This is a genomic window from Cellulomonas sp. NPDC058312, from assembly GCF_042880135.1.
Classification (GTDB): domain Bacteria; phylum Actinomycetota; class Actinomycetes; order Actinomycetales; family Cellulomonadaceae; genus Cellulomonas.
Window position 1 is genome coordinate 142,907 of sequence record NZ_JBHVZE010000006.1, and the last position, 22,324, is coordinate 165,230.

At 75.7% G+C, this 22,324-nt stretch carries 17 protein-coding genes; 14 read left to right on the forward strand and 3 right to left on the reverse strand.

What is annotated here, in order from left to right:
* Positions 1 to 111 precede the first annotated feature (111 nt).
* Entirely contained in the window at positions 112 to 1,887 is a 1,776-nt protein-coding gene (locus ACFVXN_RS17115) for an alpha/beta hydrolase (RefSeq protein ID WP_389235235.1), read from the reverse strand.
* Positions 1,888 to 2,014: 127 nt separating this feature from the next.
* Between ACFVXN_RS17115 and ACFVXN_RS17120 the strand changes: the two genes are divergently transcribed.
* The 7 genes from ACFVXN_RS17120 (at position 2,015) to holA (ending at position 12,163) form a co-directional block, all read left to right on the forward strand.
* Positions 2,015 to 2,773: a metal-dependent transcriptional regulator gene (locus tag ACFVXN_RS17120; protein ID WP_389235238.1), complete on the forward strand. Its 759-nt coding sequence runs from the start codon at positions 2,015 to 2,017 to the stop codon at positions 2,771 to 2,773.
* 133 nt (positions 2,774 to 2,906) lie between these two features.
* A complete protein-coding gene (locus ACFVXN_RS17125) occupies positions 2,907 to 4,145 on the forward strand; it encodes an MFS transporter (RefSeq protein WP_389235241.1) in 1,239 nt (412 codons plus the stop codon).
* Positions 4,146 to 4,299: 154 nt separating this feature from the next.
* Positions 4,300 to 7,194, forward strand: coding sequence for a leucine--tRNA ligase (leuS, locus tag ACFVXN_RS17130; protein WP_389235518.1), 2,895 nt, complete (start codon positions 4,300 to 4,302; stop codon positions 7,192 to 7,194).
* Between the two features lie 2 nt (positions 7,195 to 7,196).
* Positions 7,197 to 8,321, forward strand: coding sequence for a DegV family protein (locus tag ACFVXN_RS17135; protein WP_389235244.1), 1,125 nt, complete (start codon positions 7,197 to 7,199; stop codon positions 8,319 to 8,321).
* Between the two features lie 130 nt (positions 8,322 to 8,451).
* Entirely contained in the window at positions 8,452 to 9,264 is an 813-nt protein-coding gene (locus ACFVXN_RS17140; protein WP_389235247.1) for a ComEA family DNA-binding protein, read from the forward strand.
* Positions 9,265 to 9,744: 480 nt separating this feature from the next.
* Positions 9,745 to 11,124, forward strand: coding sequence for a ComEC/Rec2 family competence protein (locus tag ACFVXN_RS17145; protein WP_389235250.1), 1,380 nt, complete (start codon positions 9,745 to 9,747; stop codon positions 11,122 to 11,124).
* Between the two features lie 73 nt (positions 11,125 to 11,197).
* Positions 11,198 to 12,163 (forward strand): DNA polymerase III subunit delta, encoded by a 966-nt coding sequence (gene holA / locus ACFVXN_RS17150; protein ID WP_389235521.1) that lies wholly within the window; start codon positions 11,198 to 11,200, stop codon positions 12,161 to 12,163.
* Positions 12,164 to 12,373: 210 nt separating this feature from the next.
* Here the strand turns inward: holA and ACFVXN_RS17155 are convergent, their stop codons facing one another.
* A complete protein-coding gene (locus ACFVXN_RS17155; protein WP_389235252.1) occupies positions 12,374 to 13,129 on the reverse strand; it encodes an EAL domain-containing protein in 756 nt (251 codons plus the stop codon).
* Positions 13,130 to 13,337: 208 nt separating this feature from the next.
* Between ACFVXN_RS17155 and ACFVXN_RS17160 the strand changes: the two genes are divergently transcribed.
* Positions 13,338 to 13,475, forward strand: a complete 138-nt coding sequence (locus tag ACFVXN_RS17160) for a hypothetical protein (RefSeq protein WP_389235255.1) — start codon at positions 13,338 to 13,340, stop codon at positions 13,473 to 13,475.
* Positions 13,476 to 13,606: 131 nt separating this feature from the next.
* The gene (locus ACFVXN_RS17165; protein ID WP_389235258.1) at positions 13,607 to 14,938 is read left to right on the forward strand and encodes a helix-turn-helix domain-containing protein; all 1,332 of its coding nucleotides are present in this window, start codon (positions 13,607 to 13,609) and stop codon (positions 14,936 to 14,938) included.
* Between the two features lie 200 nt (positions 14,939 to 15,138).
* On the opposite strand, the gene rpsT is transcribed toward ACFVXN_RS17165, so the two are convergent.
* Positions 15,139 to 15,399: a 30S ribosomal protein S20 gene (gene rpsT, locus ACFVXN_RS17170; RefSeq protein ID WP_389235261.1), complete on the reverse strand. Its 261-nt coding sequence runs from the start codon at positions 15,397 to 15,399 to the stop codon at positions 15,139 to 15,141.
* A gap of 335 nt (positions 15,400 to 15,734) precedes the next feature.
* Here rpsT and ACFVXN_RS17175 point away from each other — a divergent pair, with 335 nt between their 5' ends.
* From ACFVXN_RS17175 to hemW, 5 genes are all read left to right on the forward strand, one after another.
* Positions 15,735 to 17,324: a circularly permuted type 2 ATP-grasp protein gene (locus tag ACFVXN_RS17175; RefSeq protein ID WP_389235264.1), complete on the forward strand. Its 1,590-nt coding sequence runs from the start codon at positions 15,735 to 15,737 to the stop codon at positions 17,322 to 17,324.
* A complete protein-coding gene (locus tag ACFVXN_RS17180; protein ID WP_389235267.1) occupies positions 17,318 to 18,244 on the forward strand; it encodes an alpha-E domain-containing protein in 927 nt (308 codons plus the stop codon). Before ACFVXN_RS17175 ends, ACFVXN_RS17180 begins: the two co-directional genes overlap by 7 nt.
* Positions 18,244 to 19,089, forward strand: a complete 846-nt coding sequence (locus tag ACFVXN_RS17185) for a transglutaminase N-terminal domain-containing protein (protein ID WP_389235270.1) — start codon at positions 18,244 to 18,246, stop codon at positions 19,087 to 19,089. The genes ACFVXN_RS17180 and ACFVXN_RS17185 overlap by 1 nt, the downstream gene beginning before the upstream one ends.
* Positions 19,090 to 19,161: 72 nt before the next feature.
* Positions 19,162 to 21,045 carry a translation elongation factor 4 gene (gene lepA, locus ACFVXN_RS17190; RefSeq protein WP_389235273.1) on the forward strand — a complete coding sequence of 628 codons (1,884 nt, stop codon included), beginning with the start codon at positions 19,162 to 19,164 and terminating at the stop codon, positions 21,043 to 21,045.
* Positions 21,042 to 22,280, forward strand: a complete 1,239-nt coding sequence (hemW, locus tag ACFVXN_RS17195; RefSeq protein ID WP_389235276.1) for a radical SAM family heme chaperone HemW — start codon at positions 21,042 to 21,044, stop codon at positions 22,278 to 22,280. Before lepA ends, hemW begins: the two co-directional genes overlap by 4 nt.
* Positions 22,281 to 22,324 lie beyond the last annotated feature (44 nt).

The window sequence follows — 22,324 nt, forward strand, 5'->3', positions numbered from 1 at the left end:
TGACCCGCCCGCCCGCTCGGGCGCCGAGGTCGAGGGTTCGTGACGGACGAGGGCGCTGAAACCCTCGACCTCGCGTGAAACCCTCGACCTCGCGCGCGGCGGCGCCGCCCGTCAGCCGACCGAGGCGCCCGGGAGGGTGGGGAGCTCGAGGGTGTCGTCCAGGAGGTGCTGGAGGGACGTCAGCTCCACCGGGGTCCAGCCGGGGGGCTCGGTCACGTCGGACCACGCGCCGACGATCTGGCTCGCGTAGTTGTGGCCGTGGCCGTCGGGGACGCTCACCCCGAAGAACTGGTCGACGGTGACCTGCGCCCACGTCAGCACCGGGAACCAGCGCACGCGCCCCGAGACGTCCGGCCCGCGCGGCTCGGACAGCCAGTCGGGCTGCCGGGTCAGCAGGTCCCACGACCACCAGACCACGGGGTCGGACGCGTGCTGCAGGTAGACGACCCGCGGCACGTCCCAGTCGCCGCCGGCCTGTCCGCCCGGTGCCGCGAGGTCCTCCGCGTCGGAGCCGAACCGCACCGTCTCCCCGCCGTCGACGACCGGCTGCCACTCGGGGCTGCCGTCGTCCCGGCCGTCGGTCACCGTCCGCCACAGCGGCGTGAAGCTCGGAGTGCCGACGTACAGCGCCCCGTCGACGCGCGCGGTCAGGTCGCCGACCGAGCCGAACGGCGCCTGCGCCGCGAACGACCCGAGGCTCAGCCCGTACGAGATCAGCTGCGGCCGGTCGTCCTCGGGCAGCTCGGCCCAGCGGGCGTGCACGGCGTCGAACAGCTCCCGGCCGGCCTCGGTCGCGCGGTCGGCGTCGACCAGGAACGAGATCCAGCTCGGCAGGAACGAGTACTGCATCGTCGCGATCGCGGTGTCGCCGCCCCACAGGTACTCGACGGCGGCCATCTGCTGCGGCTCGGTCCAGCCCGTCCCGGTGGCGCCCGCGACCACGAGCACCGACCGGTCGAACGCCCCGGTCCGCTCCAGCTCCTCGACGACCAGCGCCGCGCGCGCCGAGGCGTCGTCCGCGGAGTCCAGGCCCGCGTAGATCCGGATCGGCTCGACCGCGTCGGACCCGGTGACGTCGGCGATCGCCGCCGCGGACGGCCCGCCGGCCACGAACGTGCGGCCCTGGCGACCCAGCGAGTCCCAGGTGACCACCGAGTCGGGCGACCCCGACCGCAGCGGCGACGTGACCTCCTCGACGCCCGCGTCCGTGCCGGCGTTCGTACCCGCGTACACGGAGTCGGCGACCGTCACGACGACGCGGAACAGCACACCCGCGGCCAGCCAGTAGACCAGCAGCGTCACCAGGACGACGCCGGCCAGCGACGCGGCCGGCGCGGGGATCCACCGGGCGAGCACCCGGGCCACCCGCTGGGACAGCCGCCGCAGCGCCCGCGCGAGCGCGAGCAGCCCGAGGCCGACGGCCAGGGCGATCACCCCGACCACGACCGCCGACGAGGTCCGCCGCGGCTCCCCGACGAGCACCCGCACGTCGTCCTGCCACCGCGCGCCGACCGCCACGACCACGACCGCCAGCACCGGACCCGCCCAGGACAGCACGCGCCAGGCGACCCGGCGCCACGCGGCCGGCGGCAGCGGCACGCCGGTCCGGCGCACGACCCAGGCGGCGAGCACCCCACCCCCGTACCCGAGCACGGTCCCGACGCCGGCGAGCACGCCGAGGTAGAGCGTCGGGCGGGGGAGCAGCGAGGGGGTCATCGCCGCGGCGAGGCCGACGAGCGCGCCGAGCATCCCGGACCAGGACAGCTCCCGGCGGGCGAACCAGCGCGCGACCGGGGCGCCGGCGCGGCGGACGGCGTCGAGGGCGGGGCGCGCGCCGGACGGGTGCGGGCGGGTCGGGTGCGGGTCGGCGGTGCGGGCGGCGGTCACGGGCGTCCTGTCGTCCGGTGGGTGCCGACCGCCGGACCTGCGCGGACGGCTCCCGCGATTCGTACCACACCCCCGCGCAGGCCGGGCGCGTCCGGGCCCGGCCGGTCACGGGCCCTACCCTGGACGCGTGAGCGAGACGAGCGACCTGACGGCCGTCGCCCAGGACTACCTGAAGGTGATCTGGACCGCCCGGGAGTGGTCGACCGCTCCGGTGACCACGAAGATGCTCGCCGAGCGGCTGGGCGTCGGCGCCTCCACGGTCTCCGAGACCGTCCGGCGCCTCGCCGACCAGGGCCTCGTCGAGCACGCGCCGTACGCGGCGATCACCCTCACCGCGGAGGGTGTCCGGCACGCCGTGCAGGTCGTGCGCCGGCACCGGCTCATCGAGACGTTCCTGGTCAGCGAGCTGGGCTACGCGTGGGACGAGGTGCACGACGAGGCCGAGGTGCTCGAGCACGCCGTCTCCGACCTCATGGTCGAGCGGATCGACACCCGCCTCGGGCACCCGACCCGCGACCCGCACGGCGACCCGATACCCGCGCCCGACGGCAGCGTGCCCGCTCCCGCCGCCGACATGCTGTGGGAGCTGGCGTCCGGCACGGGGCGGATCGCGCGGATCTCCGACGCCGACCCCGGGCTGCTGCGGTACCTCGCGTCCGTGGGCGTGGTGCTCGACGCCCGGGTGGAGGTCGTCGAGCGGCGGGACTTCGCCGGGATGACGGCCGTGCGGGTCGCACCGCCGCGCGCGGACGACGGGGCCGGCGCCCGGGCCGGCGACCGGGCCGACGCCGGGGCCGACGACGACGTCCCGGTCGACGACGCCCGCCCCGTGGAGCTCGGCGAGGTCGCGGCCCGGGCGATCTGGGTGCTGCTCGACGCGCGCTGACCGGCCGGTAGGGTTGGCCGGACCGGAGCCGCGCCGTCGCCGCCACCGGGACACCGGCGCCGCACCGGGGTCGTCGACGCGCGTCCGCGTCCCCGCCGCGCGCGCCCGACGAGCCGACGACGCGGGAGCGCACATGGACACCACCCCCCGGGGCAGCAGCCCCGCGGACGCCGACGTCCTGGACCCGCACCTGGTCCGACGCCGCGCGCGGCTGCCGCTGCTCGCGCTCGCGCTCGGCGGGTTCAGCATCGGCACCACCGAGTTCGCGACGATGGGGCTGCTGCCGCTGATCGCGGGCGACCTGGACGTGTCGATCCCGTCGGCGGGCCACGTGATCACCGCGTACGCGCTCGGCGTGGTCGTCGGCGCGCCCCTGCTGATCGCGGCGGCCGCCCGGATGGACCGCCGCCGGCTGCTGCTGGTGCTGATGCTGGCGTTCACCGTCGGCAACGTGCTGTCGGCGCTCGCGCCGTCCGCCGGCTGGCTGGTGGCGGCGCGGTTCGTCGCCGGGCTGCCGCACGGCGCGTTCTTCGGGGTCGGCGCGGTCATGGGCGCGCACGTCGCCGGCCCCGGCCGCCGCGGTCAGGCCGTCGCCACGATGATGGCGGGCCTGACGATCGCGAACATCGTCGGCGTGCCGCTGTCGACGGTGCTCGGTCAGGTGTTCGGCTGGCGCTGGGCGTTCGTCGCCGTGGGCGTGCTCGGCCTGCTGACGCTGGCCGCGCTGCTCCGCTGGATCCCGGGGCTGCCGGTGCGCGACGGCGCCAGCGTGCGGTCCGAGGTCGGAGCCCTGCGCAACGGCCGGCTGTGGGTGGCGTGCGCGGCGGGGTCGATCGGGTTCGGCGGCATGTTCGCGGTCTACTCCTACGTCGCGCCGCTGCTCACCGACGTCACGGGCATCGCGGAGGCGAGCGTGCCGATCGTGCTGGCGCTGTTCGGTGTCGGGATGACGGCGGGGACGCTGCTCGGCGGCCGGCTCGCGGACCGGTCCGTGCCGCGCACGCTGCTGCTGGGGTTCGCGTCGACGATCGTCGTGCTGGTGCTGATCGCGGTGCTCGGGCAGTGGCTCGTCCCGGGCGTGCTCGCGATCGTCGGGCTGGGCGTCGCCTCGCAGGTGCTCGGGCTCGCGCTGCAGGCCTGGCTGATGGACCTGTCGCCCGCCGCGCCCTCGCTCGGGGCGGCGCTGTGCCACTCCGCGCTGAACGCCGGCAACGCCGCGGGCGCGTGGGCCGGCGGCCTCGTCATCGCGGCTGGGCTGGGGTACCTCGCGCCGGCCTGGGTCGGTGCGGGACTGACCGCCGTCGGCCTCGTCATCGCCGCCGTCACCCTCGGCGTCGCGCGCTCGCGGCAGCGGGTCGCGGGCGTCGCCTGACCGCGACGCGCCGACGGCCCCGGTCGTCGTCCCCAGGCAGTCCGGACGGGGTGCCGCACCTCGATAGACTCGCGGGGTGACATCGCCCGCCGCCACCCAGCCCGAGTCCACCCCCGCAGCGCCCGGCACGTCCGCGGCGCCCGGCGGCCAGGACGTGCCGTTCCGCTACACCGCCGAGCTCGCGCAGCAGATCGAGCTCCGGTGGCAGGACGAGTGGGTCGAGCGCGGCACGTTCTTCGCCGCGAACCCGACGGGCGCGCTCACCGACGGCGACGGGGCGACCGCGCGCGAGGGCGCCCGGCCGTTCTTCGTGATGGACATGTTCCCGTACCCCTCGGGCGCGGGCCTGCACGTCGGGCACCCGCTGGGCTACATCGCCACGGACGTCGTGGCCCGGTACCGCCGGATGCAGGGCGACAACGTGCTGCACGCGCTCGGCTACGACGCGTTCGGCCTGCCGGCCGAGCAGTTCGCCGTCCAGACCGGCGCCCACCCGCGCGGCACCACCGAGGCGAACATCGAGATCATGGCGCGCCAGCTGCGCCGTCTGGGCGTCGCGCACGACCCGCGCCGGTCGTTCGCGACGATCGACCCGGACTACGTGCGCTGGACGCAGTGGATCTTCCTGCAGATCTTCGAGTCCTGGTACGACGAGGACGCCGTGCGGCCCGACGGCGGCACGGGCGCGGCCCGGCCGGTGTCGACGCTGGTCGCGGCGTACGAGTCGGGGGCGCGCGCGGTGCCGGACGGGATCGACGGGGTGCCCGAGGGCGTCGCGTGGGCCGACCTGGACGAGGTGCAGCGCCGCCGCGTGGTCGACGCCCAGCGCCTCGCCTACGTCTCCGAGACCCCGGTCAACTGGTGCCCGGGCCTGGGCACGGTCCTGGCCAACGAGGAGGTCACCTCCGAGGGGCGGTCCGAGCGCGGCAACTTCCCGGTGTTCCAGCGGACCCTGCGGCAGTGGAACATGCGGATCACCGCCTACGCCGACCGCCTCGCGGACGACCTCGCGCACATCGACTGGCCCGAGAAGGTCACCGCGATGCAGCGCAACTGGATCGGCCGGTCCGAGGGCGCGCACGTGCACTTCGAGGTCACCGACGCCGACGAGCCGCTGACCGTGTTCACCACCCGCCCCGACACGCTGTTCGGCGCCACCTACGTCGTGCTCGCGCCCGAGCACCCGCTGGTCGACCAGCTGGTCGGCGGCGGCGAGGAGGCCTGGGGCGAGGACGTGCCCGAGGCGTGGCGCGGCGGCGCGGCCACCCCGGCCGAGGCGGTCGCGGCCTACCGGCGCGAGGCGGCCGCGAAGACGGCCGTCGAGCGCCAGGCCGACGCCGGGCGCAAGACGGGCGTGTTCACCGGCGGCTACGCGCTGAACCCGGTGAACGGCGAGTCGCTGCCGGTGTTCATCGCCGACTACGTGCTGATGGGCTACGGCACCGGCGCGATCATGGCCGTTCCCGGCGGGGACAGCCGCGACTTCGCGTTCGCCGAGGCGTTCGGCCTGCCGGTCGTGCGCACCGTCGAGGCGCCCGAGGGCCACGAGGGCGCCTGGACCGGCGACGGCGCGATCATCAACTCCGCGAACGACGAGATCAGCCTCGACGGGCTGTCCGTCGCCGACGCCAAGACCCGGATCATCGAATGGCTGGCCGAGCGCGGCGCCGGCGAGCGCACCGTGACCTACCGGCTGCGCGACTGGCTGTTCAGCCGGCAGCGGTACTGGGGCGAGCCGTTCCCGATCGTCTACGACGAGCACGACCTGCCGATCGCGGTCCCCGAGTCGGCGCTGCCCGTCGACCTGCCCGACGTGCCCGACTACGCGCCGCGGACCTTCGACCCCGACGACGCCGAGTCCTCGCCCGAGGCACCGCTGGGCCGCGACACCGGCTGGGTGAACGTCACGCTCGACCTCGGTGACGGCCCGAAGGTCTACCGCCGCGACACCAACACCATGCCGAACTGGGCCGGGTCGTGCTGGTACTACCTGCACTACCTGGACCCGACCCACGCGTCGGGCCAGGTCGTCGACCCCGCGCTCGAGCAGTACTGGATGGGCCCGGGCCACAACGCGACCGACACCCACGGCGTCGGCGGCGTCGACCTGTACGTCGGTGGCGTCGAGCACGCCGTGCTGCACCTGCTGTACGCCCGGTTCTGGCACAAGGTGCTCTACGACCTGGGCCACGTGGCGAGCCGCGAGCCGTTCTACAAGCTGTTCAACCAGGGCTACATCCAGGCGTACGCGTACACCGACGAGCGCGGCGTGTACGTGCCGTCGGCCGAGGTCGTCGAGGACGACACCGCGTCGACCGGGTTCAGCTGGAACGGCGAGCCCGTGAACCGCGAGTACGGGAAGATCGGCAAGTCCCTGAAGAACGCCGTCTCCCCGGACGAGATGTACGCCGAGTACGGCGCGGACACCCTGCGCGTCTACGAGATGTCGATGGGCCCGCTGGACCTGTCCCGCCCGTGGGAGACCCGGGCCGTCGTCGGGGCGCAGCGGTTCCTGCAGCGCGTGTGGCGCAACGTCGTGTCGGAGGAGACCGGCGAGGTCACCGTCGTCGACACCGAGCCGACGGTCGAGACCCTGCGCGTGCTGCACCGCACCATCGCCGAGGTCGCCGAGGACATGCAGGGGATGCGGATCAACACCGCCATCGCCAAGCTCATCGTCCTGAACAACCACCTGACGTCGCTGCCCGAGGTGCCGCGCACGGTCGCCGAGCAGCTCGTGCTCATGACCGCGCCCGTCGCCCCGCACCTCGCGGAGGAGCTGTGGTCGCGCCTGGGCCACGAGCGCTCCCTCGGCCACGAGCCGTTCCCCGTCCTGGACCCGCAGTACCTGGTCGAGGACACCGTGACCTGCGTGTTCCAGGTGCAGGGCAAGGTCCGCGGGCGCGCCGACGTCCCCGCCGACGCCGACGACGCCACCCTGCGGGAGCTCGCGCTGGCCGACCCCGGCGTGCAGCGCGCGATGGCCGGACGCGACGTGCGGACCGTGATCGTGCGCGCCCCGAAGCTCGTCAACGTGGTGCCGGCCTGACGGTGCCCGCGCAGGGCGTGACCGGCGGCGCGGGTGCGGGAGCGTCTCCGGGCGCCCCGCACCCCGCCGCGCGCGGGTGGCGTGGCCGGGCGGCGGCGTGGCTGGGCGCGCTCGGCCGGGCGGCGGCGTGGCCGGGCGCGCTCGGTCGGGCGTGGCGCCGGGGCCCGGACGGAGTCGTGGGCCGGGTCGTCGGCCGGCTCCTGGGCGACGGGGCACGCCGCGGCGACCCGGGTGCCTCCCCGCAGGACCAGCCGACCGCCGACACCCCGCCCGCGGTCGCCGTCGTCACCGACTCGACGTCCTGCCTGACCCCGGCCGACGCCGCGGCGTGGGGCATCACCGTCGTCCCGCTCGACGTCGCGGTCGACGACACCCGGTACCAGGACGGCGTCGACCTGACCCCCGACGCCCTGGTGGCGCTCCTCGCGTCCGGCCGTCGGGTCACGACCTCGCAGCCCCCGCCCGGGGCGTTCGCCGCCGCCTACGAGGCCGCCGCCGCGCGGGGCGCCCGCGAGGTCGTCTCGGTGCACCTGTCCGGCGATCTGTCCGGCACCGTCCGCGCCGCCGCGCTCGCCGCCCAGATCGCTCCGCTCCCGGTGCACGTCGTCGACTCGCGCAGCGCCGGAGCGGGCCTCGGTTTCGCCGCCCTCGCCGCGGCCGAGGTCGCCGACGGCGCGGCCTGGGGCTCCGCGCCCACGGGCACCGACGTCGCCGCGACCGCCGAGCAGGTCGGACGGTCGACGGCCGCGTGGTTCGTCGTCGACTCCCTCGACCACCTGCGCCGCGGCGGGCGGCTCTCGGGGGCGGCCGCGGCGTTCGGCACCGTGCTCGGGCTGCGCCCGGTCCTCACCCTGCACGACGGCCGGATCGACGTCGCGGAGCGCGTCCGGACCCGACGCGCCGCCCGCGACCGGCTGCACCAGCTCGCCGTCGAGGAGGTGCGCCGGCGCGGTCCCGGGGTGCGGGTCGCCGTCCAGCACCTCGGACGCGCGGAGGCCGCCTCGGAGCTGGCCGACCGCATCCGGGCGACCTCCGGCGTGGACGACGTGCTGGTCCGCGAGGTGGGTGCGGTGCTCGGGGGCCACCTCGGGGTCGGCGTCCTCGCGGTGACGGTGACCGACCGCTGACGCGGGCTCGGTGACGGACCCCGGTCGGGGCGCGGGTGCCGAGCCTTCCCCAGGCACGGTGCCCGCGCGTCGTCCCCAGGGACCGGTGCGCGGGAGCCCGCGCGGGGCGCCGCGCTCCTAACGTCGGGCCATGACCTGGTACGACGGCGACCCGCCCCCCGACCCCGCGCGGCGACGGGACACCGCCGGTGCCCCCGCGCCGGCCGCGCGCACGACCCGCGCGGACCTCCGCGCCGCCGTCGCGCGCCAGGGCGCACCGTGGGACGGCACGGACGCCGAGGTGCAGGACCGTGCACGCCGCAGGGCGCGCGTCGGGTCCGGGCTGCGCTGGCAGGTCCCCGTCCGGACCGCGGCCGTCGCCGTGACCGCGCTCGCCCTCGTCGGCGGCGCGGTGGCGCTGCGGGCCGCGCCCGGTGCGACCGGACCGGCCGTCGACGTGCCCGAGCCGCTGGCCCCCGCGAGCACGGCCGGCGGGCCGGCCCCCTCGCCGTCGTCCCGGCCCGACGTCTGGGTGCACGTCGTCGGCGAGGTCGCGGCGCCCGGGGTCGTCGCGCTGCCCGCCGGGTCACGCGTCGCCGAGGCGGTCGCGGCGGCCGGCGGGGCGCTGCCGGGCGCGGACCTGTCCGCGGTGAACCTCGCCGCCGAGGTGGTCGACGGTGCGCAGGTCCGGGTCCCCGCACCAGGGGAGGTCGCAGACCCCGGTGCAGCGGGCACGGCGGGCGCGGGCGGCGCCCCTGCCGGTGCGGCGGACGGCGCGGTGGACGTGAACCGTGCCGATGCCGCCGGGCTCCAGACGCTGCCCGGCATCGGGCCGGTGCTCGCCGAGCGGATCCTGGCGTGGCGGTCCGAGCACGGCGCGTTCGCGACGCCCGAGGACCTCCTGGACGTCCCCGGCATCGGGCCGGCGCTGCTGGCACGGATCGCCGACCGGGTGCGCGTGTGAGCGCCCACCGGACCCCGCGGGCGCCGGGACCGCGCACCGGCCGGCCAGGGGAGGTCCCCGATGCCCGGTGACGAGCCGGTCGACCTGCGCCTGGTGCCCGCGGCGCTCGCCGTCTGGGCGGCCGCGGTCGTCGGCGTGTGTGCGGGGGAGCAGGCGACCCGGCTCGCGGGCGCGTGCGCCGGGGTCGCGGCCGCAGGGGTGGGTGCTCTGGCCCACGCCGCCCTCGGCGCGCGGCGGCGACCGCCGAGGCACCGGCCACCGCGGGCCACGGGCCCGGCGTGGTCGGCGGGCACTGCGTGGTCGGTAGGCACTGCGTGGTTGGTGGGCACTGCGTGGTCGGCGGGCCAGGCGTGGTCGGCGGGCACTGCGCGGCAGGCGGGCACTGCGGGGCCGGCGGTCCACGCCGGCCGCGTTCGGGCACGCCACGTCCGGTATCCCGCCCGGGGTGGCCAGGCCGCGCTGGTCATCGGCGCGGTCGCGGTGCTGCTGCTCGTGCTGTCGGTCCAGCTCGGCGCGCGCGACGCCGGCGGGCTGCGGGACCTGGCTGCCGACGGCGAGCGGGTGCGCCTGGTCGGAGTCGTGCGGTCGACCCCGCAGCCCCTCAGGACGGGGTCCCGGGCGAGCGCGGGTGCGGGCACGCGCGCGGGGCCGGACGAGGGTTCGAGCGCCGGCACCGTCCGGTTCGTGCTCGCGGCCCGCAGCGTCGGGCAGCTGAGCTCCGACCCCGCACGGACCTCGCCCACGGGAGCGGCCGTCGAGGTCCTGGCGACCGGCTCCGCTGCGTCGCTCGCCTACGGCACGCTGGTGGAGGTCGAGGCGAGGCTGTCACCCGCGCGCGACCCCGCGGGCAGGGTGGTCGTCCGGGCCCGTGCGGCTTCGGACGTCGTCGTGCGCGCGCCGCCGGGCGGGGCGCTGCGGTGGGCGGACCGGCTGCGCGCGGGACTCGTCGGTACCGCCCGGGGCGTCCCCGGGGACGCGGGCGCGTTGCTCCCGGCGATCGCGGTCGGGGACACCCGGGGCGTGGGCGACCTCGACGAGGCGATGCGGGCATCCGGGCTCGCGCACCTGACGGCGGTGTCCGGCGCGCACTTCGCGCTGGTCGGCGGGATGGTGCTGGCGCTCGCGGCGCGCTGCCGGGTTCCGCGCCGGGCGCGCTGGATACCCGCCGGGCTGGCGATGGCGGGCTTCGTCGCACTCGTGCAGCCGGGGGCGAGCGTGGTGCGGGCGGCCGTGATGGGCGCGGTCGGCGTCCTCGGCCTCGTCGCCGGGCGCCCGGCACGCTCGGTCCCGGCCCTCGCGACCGCGGTCCTGGTGCTGCTCGTGGTGGACCCGTGGCTCGCCCGGGAGATCGGGTTCGTGCTGTCCGTCGTCACGACAGCAGGCATCGCGCTGCTCGCGGGTCCGATGGCTCGGCGCTGGGACCGACCCCGCCGGCGCGGGCGGCGGTCCGACGGGTCCCCGGGCGGCGCTCGCGCGGGGCCGTCGCCGCTGGCGACCGCGCTCGCCGTCCCGGTCGCGGCGCAGGCGGTGTGCGCCCCGGTGGTGCTGCTGCTCTCCCCGGACGTCCCGACCTACGCGGTCGTCGCGAACGTCGCGGCGGCGCCGGCCGTGGCGCCCGCGACAGTCGGCGGGCTGGTCGCGGCGTTGGTGGGGCCGTGGTGGGCGGGCGGCGCGACCGCGTGCGCCCAGCTCGCCGGCGCGGCCTGCTGGTGGATCGCCGCGGTCGCGCGGACCGTCGCCGGGCTGCCGGGCGCGCGCGTCGCGTGGGCCGGGGGAGCGTTCGGGATGGTGCTGCTGGCGGCCGCGTGCGCCGCCGCGGTCGCGCTGGTCCTGCGCTGTGGGCGGGACGTGGCACCCTAGGGTCGTGCCGCCCTCCGCCCCCGCCTCCCGCCGTCCCGCGCGTGGCGGCGGCCGCTCGTCGGCCCCCGCGGGCGTGGCCTGGGACGAGGTCGCCCTGGCCCCGGTGGTCCTGGTCACGGGACCCGAGGAGCTGCTGGCGGAGCGCGCCGTCGACCGGCTGGTGGGCCTCGCGCGCGAGCGCGACCCGCAGATCGAGCTCACCCGCGTCGACGCCGCCGCGTACAGCACCGGCGAGCTCATGCTCGCCACCAGCCCGTCGCTGTTCGGCGAGGACAAGGTGGTGGTCGTCGAGTCCGTCGAGAAGGCCACGGACGACCTCGTCCTGGACGCCCTCGCCTATGTCGCCGCGCCGCTGGACGACGTGGTGCTCGTGCTGCGGCACGGCGGCGGGCAGCGCGGCAAGCGGCTGCTGGACGCGGTGCGCGCGGGCGGCCACCCGGTCGCGGTCTGCGAGACGATCAAGCGCGACGCCGACAAGGCTGCGTTCGTCACCCAGGAGGTGCGCCGGGCCGGTCGCCGGATGGAGGCCCGCGCGGTCCGGTCGCTCGTCGACGCGGTCGGCAGCGACCTGCGGGAGCTCGCGGCGGCGTGCAGCCAGCTCGTGGCCGACACGACCGGGGTGATCGGCGTCGAGGTGGTCGAGCGCTACTACGGCGGCCGGATCGAGGCGACCGGGTTCCGGGTCGCCGACGCCGCCGTCGAGGGGTCCGCGGGCGAGGCGGTCGCGCTGCTGCGGCACGCGTTCGCGACCGGGGTCGACCCGGTGCCGCTCGTCGCGGCGCTGGCGGCGCGGCTGCGGGTCCTGGCCAAGGTGTCCGCGGCACGGGGTCGCGGGCCGGGTGCCGAGCGCGACCTCGGCCTCGCGCCCTGGCAGGTCGACCGCTCGCGCAAGGAGCTCGCCCGGTGGACCCCGGAGGGCCTGGCGCACGCGATCACCGCGGTCGCGCAGGCCGACGCCGAGGTCAAGGGCGCGAGCCGCGACCCGAAGTTCGCCGTCGAACGGGCCGTGCTCCGCATCGCGGGCTCCGTCCGCCGCTGACCCCGGAGCACCACACACGCGCTGCCCCCACGCCGAGCGCCCTGCCCCCCCCCACGCCGAGCGCCCTGCCTCCCACGCCGAGATCGGACCTGCGCGTCGAGACAGGGCGGCCGGGCGACCTGACTCGACGCTGCGGTCCTGTCTCGGCGAGCGGTGGGTGGGCGCGGCGGCGTGCGTGCGGTGGGTGGGCGCGGCGGCGTGTGCCCGGGGTCAGAGGTTGCGCTGGCCGGAGCGGTCCTGGACCGGGGGTAGCAGCGGGGCGGACGTGCGGTCGAGCAGCAGGCTGCGCTCCAGGAGGTTGCCCTGGTAGAGGTCGAACCCGAGGCGGCGTCCGGCCTTGAGCTCCGTGCTGGTCTCCACGAACTCCGCGACCAGCAGCGCGCCGTGCGACCGGGCGAGGTCGACGACCGGCTCGCCCTCGAGGTCGAGGTCGCGGGCGTCGATCTTCACGAAGTCGGCCTGGGGGAGCAGCATCCGCTGGTCGGACCGGGACACGAACCCGGCCATCGCCACGCGGAAGCCCTGCTCGCGCAGCCGGCGGACGCCGCGCAGGACGTCGCCGTCGATGCGGGTCGTGCCGGCGATCTCGACGACGAGGCGGTCGGGCCGGGCGGGGAGCTGGAGCTCGCCGGTCAGGTAGGTGCGGGGGCAGCGGACGAACAGCCACCGGCCGTGGCCGACCTCGTCGACCTCGGCGCGCCCGAACGTGGCGCGCAGGACAGCGGCCGTGGCGCGCTCGTGCTGCAGGTCGCTCCACGTGGTGGCGTCGGCGCGGGTCGCCCCGGGTGTGCGGAACGCGAGCTCGTAACCGAACGGGTGCAGGCGCGGGGAGAAGATCCCCTGCCGCCCGACCACGACCTGCTCGCGGGCGAGATGGCGGTCCCACTCGCGGCGCAGCTCGTGCGGGATCGCGGAGTCGATCGCGGTCGCGAGCTGCTGCTCGACGTCGCCCTGTCCCCTGGTCATGCGTTCCATGACACCACAGCAATCCGGCGATGACACGACCGCGACGGGGTGACCGGTGACGACACCGCATGTTCGTGCGGCACGACGGCCAGTTTTTCACCCGTTCGGACGGACATCCAGCGGGAATGCGGATTCACTGGTGCGAAGCGCTCCGCGTGAGTCATGCTCTTCGTGACAGAGAGTCAACAGTTTGTGACAGGAGACGACCATGCGCACCTCGTTCAAGGCCCTCGCGACCGCCGCCCTCGCCCTCACCCTCACGCTCGGCGCCTCCGGTGCCGCTTCCGCCGCCGGCCTCGTCACGATCCAGAGCGGTGCGACCGGCTGCTGCCGGACCGCGGTCTGAACGCCTTCGGTGCCGCCGGGCTCGCTCTGATGGCTCTCGGTGATCAGAGCGAGCCCCGGTACTCCGGTCCGTGGATCGGCGGACGGGTGACGTACTCGCAGTCAGGGGACGTCATAGGTACAGTGACACCCATGACGACCATTGCTGACCGCGTCCGCGAGGCGCGGTTGGTCGCTGGGCTCTCCCAGACGGCCCTCGCCGGCGACGCGCTGTCGCCCAGCTACATCTCGCTGATCGAGTCCGGTCGGCGCGAGCCGACCGATGCCGCCCTGGCGGTGCTCGCCGAGCGCCTCGGGTCCACGGTCGAGTACCTCAAGCACGGCGACGAGGGCCCCGCGGAGGCGCGCGCCCGGCTCGCGCTGGACTACGCGCGGCTGGACCTCGTCTCCGGCGAGCCGGCGTCCGCCCGCGACCGCATCCTCGCGCTCGAGCTCGACTCCGTGACGCGGCAGGTCCGGGTCGACTCCCAGCTCGCGCTCGCGCAGGCGCACGAGATGCTCGGCGACCTGGAGTCCGCCGTCGGCGTCCTCGAGCCGCTGCTCGCGCACGCCCGCGCCGAGTCGCACCACCTCGACGCCGCCGCCGCGGCCACCGCCCTCGTCGCCTCGTACGTCGAGGCCGGCGACCTGGGTCGCGCGATCGAGCTCGGTGACCGCCAGCTCGCGGAGCTCGAGGAGTCCGGCCTGACCGGCACCGACGAGCACCTGCGGCTGGGGTCGACCACGCTCTGGGCCTACGTGGAGCGCGGCGACCTGCTGTACGCGACGCACCGGGCGGCGGAGCTGATCCGCCAGGCGGAGTCGCTCGGCACTCCGCGCGGTCGCGGCTCGGTGTACTGGAACGCGGCTCTCGTCGCGGAGCAGCGGCACGACTACGGCCTGGCCAAGCGGTACACGGAGCGCGCGCTCGCCCTGCTGGGCGAGGGCGAGGTCAGCCGTGACATCCCCCGCCTGCGCCTGAACTACGCGTGGCTGCTGCTGCGCAGCGACCCGGCCGAGCCGGTGACGGCGCTCGAGCAGCTCGACCGCGCGGCGCCCGAGCTCGCGGTGTCCGGCTCCGAGGTGGAGATGGCGCGGCTCGACGTCGAGCGCTCGCGCGCGCACCTCATGCTGGGCGACCCGGTCGCGGCCGAGGCGTACGCACGCGGTGCGCTGGACCGGCTCGGCGACGCCCCGCGGCTGGACGGCGCGGCCGCTCAGCTCGCGATCGGCGACGCGCTGCACGCCCGCGGCGAGGTCGAGCAGGCCTCCCGCGCGTACCGGTGGGCCGCGGACATGCTCGGCATGATGTCCGCCTCGCGGCAGTCCGCCGCGGTGTGGCGCGAGCTCGGCGACCGGTTCCTCGGTCACGGCGACGTCACCGGGGCGGCGCAGGCATTCGACCGCGCGCTGCGGGAGGCGGGCTTCCGGCCCGCGGTCCCCGCGGTGCTGTGGGAGGCGTGGAGCGCGGTGGCTCAGGACTGAGTCGCCGACGTTCCCCGGGACGGCCCACGGGTCGTCACCGCGTCGAGGGCGTCACCCCGCAGGGGGGGTGACGCCCTTCGTCGTACCCCGGGTGGGAGGGGCGGCCCGGCCGGTGCCCGACCCGCCCCCGGGCGCGTGCGGGAACGACGGAGGGCGCCACCCGCAGCGGGTGACGCCCTCCGTGAGGACCAGCGAACGCGTCAGAGCGCGTTGACCGCCTTGGCCAGGGCCGACTTCTTGTTGGCAGCCTGGTTGGCGTGGATGACGCCCTTCGAGACGGCCTTGTCGAGCTTCTTCGACGCGACGGTGAGCGCGGCGGCGGCCGCGTCCTTGTCGCCGCCGGCGACGGCCTCGCGCACGCGGCGCACGAACGTCTTCAGCTCCGACTTCACGGCCTTGTTGCGCAGGCGCGCGATCTCGTTGGTGCGGATCCGCTTGATCTGGGACTTGATGTTGGCCACGGTGTGGACTCTCTTCGTGTGCTCGCCCAGGGGCGATAGGAACAAGGTCGTAGAGGGCGCGTCCGGCGCCGGGACTGGGGCGTGGGGACACCCGCGGAGAGGAACCGGACTAGTGCCCGCCGACCCGGGCGGACACGCGACTGACAAGACTACCAGGCGCCGGTGCCCCCCGGAGACCGTCCGCGCGGGCACGTCGCCCGGCCCCCGACCCGCCCCCGACCAGCCCCCGACCGGCGGGAACACCCGCCCTCGGGCAGGATCGGCGGCAGCGGCGTGTGACCCCGCCGTTCCCGGCCGGACACACGGCCGTGACACGGGAGGGCGAGGATCACCGGATGGCGGACCTGTTCGACGCGTACCCCAGCGGCGCGGCCTGGGACGAGATGATCGACGCGGTCGACGGCCCGCGGCCGAGCTACCGGCACGTGCACGCCGCGCTCGCGCAGCAGACCACGGCCGACCTGCGCACCCGCGCGGACGCGCTCGCGCGCTCGTACCTGGCGCAGGGCGTGACGTTCGACTTCGCGGGCGAGGAGCGGCCGTTCCCCCTGGACGTGGTGCCGCGGGTGATCGCGGGGCACGAGTGGGACCACGTCGCGCCGGGCGTCGCGCAGCGGGTGCGGGCCCTGGAGGCGTTCCTCGCGGACGTGTACGGGCCGCAGAAGGCGGTCGCCGACGGCGTGGTTCCGCGGGGCCTGATCGTGTCGTCCACCCACTTCCACCGGGCGGCCCGCGGGATCCAGCCGCCGAACGGCGTCCGGGTGCACGTGTCCGGCATCGACCTGGTGCGGGACGCGGCCGGGGAGTTCCGGGTGCTGGAGGACAACGTGCGGGTGCCCAGCGGGGTGTCGTACGTGCTGTCCAACCGGCGGGCGATGGCGCAGACGTTCCCGGAGCTGTTCGCGACGCTGCGGATCCGGCCGGTGCAGGACTACCCGCGCCGGCTGCTGGCCGCGCTGACCGCGGCGGCCCCGGCGGGCGTCGACGACCCGACCGTGGTGGTGCTGACCCCGGGCGTCTACAACTCCGCCTACTTCGAGCACGCGCTGCTGGCCCGGACGATGGGCGTGGAGCTCGTCGAGGGCCGGGACCTGTTCTGCGCCGGGGGCCGGGTGTGGATGCGGACCACCCAGGGCCGGCGCCGGGTCGACGTGATCTACCGGCGGGTCGACGACGACTACCTGGACCCGGTGGCGTTCCGGTCGGACTCGGCGCTGGGCAGCCCCGGGATCATGACGTGCGCGCGGGCGGGGAACGTGACGATCGCGAACGCGGTGGGCAACGGCGTCGCGGACGACAAGCTCGTCTACACGTACGTGCCGGACCTGATCCGGTACTACCTCGGCGAGGAGCCGGTGATCCCGAACGTCGACACCTGGCGCCTGGAGGAGCCCGACGCGCTGGCGGAGGTGCTGGACCGGCTGGACGAGCTGGTGGTGAAGCCGGTCGACGGGTCGGGCGGCAAGGGCCTGGTGGTCGGCCCGGCGGCGTCCCGGGCGGAGCTCGCGGAGCTGCGCGACCGGCTGCGCGCCGACCCGCGCGGCTGGATCGCGCAGCCGGTGGTGCAGCTGTCGACGGTGCCGACGCTGGTCGAGGACGGGCTGCGGCCGCGGCACGTGGACCTGCGGCCGTTCGCGGTGAACGACGGCGACCAGGTGTGGGTGCTCCCCGGCGGGCTGACCCGGGTGGCGCTGCCGGAGGGCCAGCTGGTCGTGAACTCCTCGCAGGGCGGCGGCTCGAAGGACACCTGGGTGCTCGGCGCCAGCACGCCGCACCGGGCGACCCGGTCCGACGCGCCGGTGGGCCCGCGCGCCGTCCCGGTGGACCAGGCGGTGCCGATCGACGCGAACCCCAACGACGCCGCACCCCAGGCGGAGCAGCAGCAGCAGATGGCCGCCACGGACGACGGAGGTGCACGGTGCTGAGCCGGATCGCGGAGTCGCTGTTCTGGATCGGCCGCTACGTCGAGCGCGCGGACGACACCGCGCGGCTGCTCGACGTGCACGTGCAGGGCCTGCTCGAGGACCCGTGGGCGGCCGAGGACCTGGCGTGCCGGTCGCTGCTGTCGGTGATGGACCGTCCCGCGCCGCCGCCCGAGGCGCAGATCGGCCGGCAGCAGGTGCTGGAGCTGCTCGCGTACGACCGGGTGTCCCCGTCCTCGATCGCCGGCTCGCTGATCGCGGCGCGGGAGAACGCCCGCCGGGCGCGGGAGATCGTGTCGACCGAGCTGTGGGAGTGCCTGAACACGGCGTGGAACCAGCTGCCCGCGCAGATGCGCCCGACCCGGCCGCACGACTACTTCACGTGGGTGCGCGAGCGCGCGGCCATCGTCGCCGGGCTCACGGACTCGGCGACGTCGCGGGACGACACCTGGCGGTTCATGGTGCTGGGCCGGTCCATCGAGCGGGCCGACATGACCGCCCGCCTCATCACCACCCGGGCGCTCGCGGGCGCCGGCGGGCCGGGGTGGGCGACGCTGCTGCGGTCCTGCGGCGCCCACGAGGCGTACCTGCGGACCTACCGGGGCATGGCCTCGGACGAGCGCGCGGCGGGGTTCCTGCTGCTGGACCGGTCGTTCCCGCGGTCGATCGTGTACGCCCTCGGGCAGGCGGAGGAGTGCCTGACGGCGCTGGAGCCCGCCCGGATGAGCGGCGTCGACGAGGCGATCCGCCACCTCGGGCACGCCCGCACCAGCCTGGAGTACCGCCCGCTGCCGGAGGTCCTGGACGCCCTCCCCGCGGAGATGGAGCGGGTGCAGCGTGCGTGCGCGGCCGCGAGCGACGCGATCCGCCGCCGGTACTTCCCGTCCGGCAGCGTCACCACCTGGGTCGGGGAGGCCGTCTGATGGGCACCAGCCGCCTGCACGTGGTGCACACCACCGCGTTCCGCTACACCCGCCCGGTCACGGTGTCCTACAACGAGGCGCGGATGACGCCGCTCGCGCAGCCCGGTCAGGTGGTGCTGGACGCGCGCCTGGACGTGCAGCCGCACACCTGGTCGCACGAGTACCGCGACTACTGGGGCACGGCCGTCACCGCGTTCGAGGTGCTGGCGCCGCACGAGCAGCTGGTGCTCACCGCGGAGAGCCGCGTCGAGGTCACCGCCCGGCCCGGCCCGCGCACGGCCGGCGACTGGGAGACCCTGCGCAGCCCCGCGCTGCGGGACTCGCTCGCCGAGTTCCTGTCGGACACCCCGACCACGGCGGCGCCCGACGAGGTGGCGGCGCTGGCCGCCGAGGCCGCCGCCGGCGCCGACCCGGCGGACGCGGCGCTCGCGGTCTGCCTCGCCGTGCGGGACCGGATGGACTACGTCCCCGGCGTCACCGCGGTGCACACGCCCGCGACGGACGCGTGGGCGGCGGGCAAGGGCGTCTGCCAGGACATGGCGCACCTCGCGGCCGGCGCGCTGCGCAGCGTCGGCATCCCGGCGCGGTACGTGTCCGGCTACCTGCACCCGCTGCGCGACGGCGAGGTGGGGCGCACCGTCACGGGCGAGTCGCACGCGTGGGTCGAGTGGTGGGCGGGGGAGTGGACCGCGTACGACCCGACGAACCGCGTGCCGGTGGGGGAGAACCACGTCGTCCTGGGCCGGGGCCGGTGCTACGACGACGTGCCGCCGCTGCGCGGGATCTTCGCCGGGGCGGGCACGCAGTCGCTCGACGTCGAGGTGCGGATCACCCGCGAGGCGTGAGGCGGCTCGGGGTTCGGGCCCGGGCATGGGACGATGGGGGTTGATCCCGACCCAGCGAAACCGAGGGAGCACGTGTCCCCGATCCCGAGCGCCGCCCAGTCCCAGCGCATCGCCCCTGCGGCGACCCCGCCGGAGCTCCTGCGCAACTTCTGCATCATCGCGCACATCGACCACGGCAAGTCGACGCTCGCCGACCGGATGCTGCAGCTCACCGGCGTCGTCGACTCGCGGGCGATGCGCGCCCAGTACCTCGACCGGATGGACATCGAGCGCGAGCGCGGGATCACCATCAAGTCCCAGGCGGTGCGCATGCCGTGGGCGCTCGGGGACACGCCGTACGCGCTCAACATGATCGACACCCCGGGCCACGTGGACTTCACGTACGAGGTGTCCCGGTCGCTGGCGGCGTGCGAGGGCGCGGTGCTGCTGGTCGACGCGGCGCAGGGCATCGAGGCGCAGACGCTCGCGAACCTGTACCTGGCGATGGAGAACGACCTCCAGATCATCCCGGTGCTGAACAAGATCGACCTGCCCGCCGCGCAGCCCGAGAAGTACGCCGAGGAGCTCGCGGGCCTCATCGGCGGCGACCCGGACGACTGCCTGCGGGTGTCGGGCAAGACGGGCGCGGGCGTCGAGGAGCTGCTCGACCGGATCGTGCAGCTGGTCCCGGCGCCGTCCGGCGACCCGGACGCCCCGGCGCGCGCCATGATCTTCGACTCCGTCTACGACACGTACCGCGGCGTGGTCACGTACGTCCGGGTCAAGGACGGCAGCCTGAACCCGCGCGAGCGGATCGCGATGATGTCGACCAAGGCCACGCACGAGCTGCTCGAGATCGGCGTGATCTCCCCGGAGCCGGTGCCCACCAAGGGCCTGGGTGTCGGCGAGGTCGGCTACCTCATCACGGGCGTGAAGGACGTGCGCCAGTCCAAGGTCGGCGACACCGTCACCAACATGTCGAAGCCCGCGTCCGAGGCGCTCGGCGGCTACTCCGACCCGAAGCCGATGGTGTTCTCGGGCCTGTACCCGATCGACGGCTCCGACTACCCGGTGCTGCGCGACGCGCTCGACAAGCTCAAGCTCAACGACGCCGCGCTGAACTACGAGCCGGAGACCTCGGTCGCCCTCGGCTTCGGGTTCCGCGTCGGGTTCCTCGGGCTGCTGCACCTCGAGATCATCCGCGAGCGGCTCGAGCGGGAGTTCGACCTCGACCTCATCTCGACCGCCCCGAACGTGGTCTACGAGGTGACGATGGAGGACCGTCAGGTCGTCACCGTCACCAACCCGAGCGAGTTCCCGGGCGGCAAGATCCGCGAGGTGCGCGAGCCGGTCGTCAAGGCCACGGTCCTCGCGCCCAGCGAGTTCATCGGCGCGATCATGGAGCTCTGCCAGGGCAAGCGCGGCGACCTCCAGGGCATGGACTACCTGTCCGAGGACCGCGTCGAGATGCGCTACACGCTGCCGCTCGCGGAGATCGTGTTCGACTTCTTCGACCAGCTGAAGTCCCGCACCCGCGGGTACGCCAGCCTCGACTACGAGCCCATCGGCGACCAGGTCGCGGACCTCGTCAAGGTCGACATCCTGCTGCAGGGCGAGCAGGTCGACGCGTTCAGCTCGATCGTGCACAAGGACAAGGCCTACGCGTACGGCGTCATGATGGCGTCCAAGCTCAAGGACCTGATCCCGCGCCAGCAGTTCGAGGTGCCGATCCAGGCCGCGGTCGGCTCGCGCGTCATCGCCCGCGAGACCATCCGCGCGATCCGCAAGGACGTCCTCGCCAAGTGCTACGGCGGCGACATCTCCCGCAAGCGCAAGCTCCTGGAGAAGCAGAAGGAGGGCAAGAAGCGCATGAAGACGATCGGCCGGGTCGACGTGCCGCAGGAGGCCTTCATCGCCGCGCTCACCTCCGAGGCCGCGGGCAGCTCCAAGGACGCCAAGGACGCGAAGAAGAAGTGAGCCCGGCGCTGCCGGACGGCGACGCCGCCCCGGACGACGGCGCGCTGCCGGACTCGGTCCGCGCGGGCGCCGGCGACCGCGGGTTCGGCGTGTACCTGCACGTGCCGTTCTGCACGGTGCGCTGCGGGTACTGCGACTTCAACACGTACACGGCGACCGAGCTCGGCGGCGGCGCCAGCCAGGTCGCCTACGCGGACACCGCCCTCGCGGAGATCGCGCTGGGCGGCCGCGTGCTGCGCGACGCCGGTCTGCCGGCGCGCCCCGCGTCGACGGTGTTCGTCGGCGGCGGCACCCCCACCGTCCTGCCCCCGTCGGACCTGGTGCGGATGCTCGGCGGGGTCCGGGACGCCTGGGGCCTCACCGCGGACGCCGAGGTCACCACCGAGGCCAACCCCGACTCGGTGACCCCGGAGTCGCTGGCCGAGCTGGCGCGCGGGGGGTTCACGCGGGTGTCGTTCGGCATGCAGTCCGCGGTCCCGCACGTGCTGGCGACCCTCGACCGCACCCACGACCCGCGCCGCATCCCGGACGTGGTCCGGTGGGCCCGCGACGCGGGGCTCGCGGTGTCGCTCGACCTGATCTACGGCACGCCGGGGGAGTCGCTCGACGACTGGCGCGCGTCGCTGGAGACCGCGCTCGCCACCGGCGTCGACCACGTGTCGGCGTACGCGCTGGTGGTCGAGCAGGGCACGCGGATGGCCGTGCAGGTCAAGCGCGGCCTGCTGACCCTCCCCGACGAGGACGACCAGGCCGCGAAGTACGAGCTCGCCGACGACCTGCTGACCGAGGCCGGCCTGCACTGGTACGAGGTGAGCAACTGGGCGCGCACGCCGGAGCAGGCGTGCCGGCACAACCTCGCCTACTGGCGCGGCGACGACTGGTGGGGCGTGGGCCCCGGCGCGCACAGCCACGTCGGCGGGGTGCGGTGGTGGAACGTCAAGCACCCGCGCACCTACGCGGCGCGGCTCGCCGAGGGGCTGAGCCCGGCCGCCGGGCGCGAGACCGTCGCGGGCGACGCGGCGCGGCTCGAGCAGGTCATGCTCGGGGTCCGGCTCGACGAGGGCCTGCCGCTGGCCGCGCTGGACCCGGCCGCACGGACGGCGGTCGCGGGCCTGGTGGCCGACGGCCTCGTCGACCCGCGCGCCGCGCTCGGCTCGGACGCCCCCGCGCGGGTCCGGCTCACCCGCCGCGGCCGGCTGCTGGCCGACACGGTCGTCCGCACGCTCACGGCCTGACCCCGGCGACGCCACGAGCAGGGGGACGTGCCGCCCGGCGCACC

Bases quoted from the DNA above. Each gene is read 5' to 3' on its own strand.
- ACFVXN_RS17185 (WP_389235270.1), top strand. From the start codon at position 18,244: ATGGGCACCAGCCGCCTGCACGTGGTGCACACCACCGCGTTCCGCTAC.
- ACFVXN_RS17140 (WP_389235247.1), top strand. From the start codon at position 8,452: ATGACCTGGTACGACGGCGACCCGCCCCCCGACCCCGCGCGGCGACGG.
- ACFVXN_RS17125 (WP_389235241.1), top strand. From the start codon at position 2,907: ATGGACACCACCCCCCGGGGCAGCAGCCCCGCGGACGCCGACGTCCTG.
- ACFVXN_RS17160 (WP_389235255.1), top strand. From the start codon at position 13,338: ATGCGCACCTCGTTCAAGGCCCTCGCGACCGCCGCCCTCGCCCTCACC.
- ACFVXN_RS17165 (WP_389235258.1), top strand. From the start codon at position 13,607: ATGACGACCATTGCTGACCGCGTCCGCGAGGCGCGGTTGGTCGCTGGG.
- ACFVXN_RS17155 (WP_389235252.1), bottom strand. From the start codon at position 13,129: ATGACCAGGGGACAGGGCGACGTCGAGCAGCAGCTCGCGACCGCGATC.
- ACFVXN_RS17175 (WP_389235264.1), top strand. From the start codon at position 15,735: ATGGCGGACCTGTTCGACGCGTACCCCAGCGGCGCGGCCTGGGACGAG.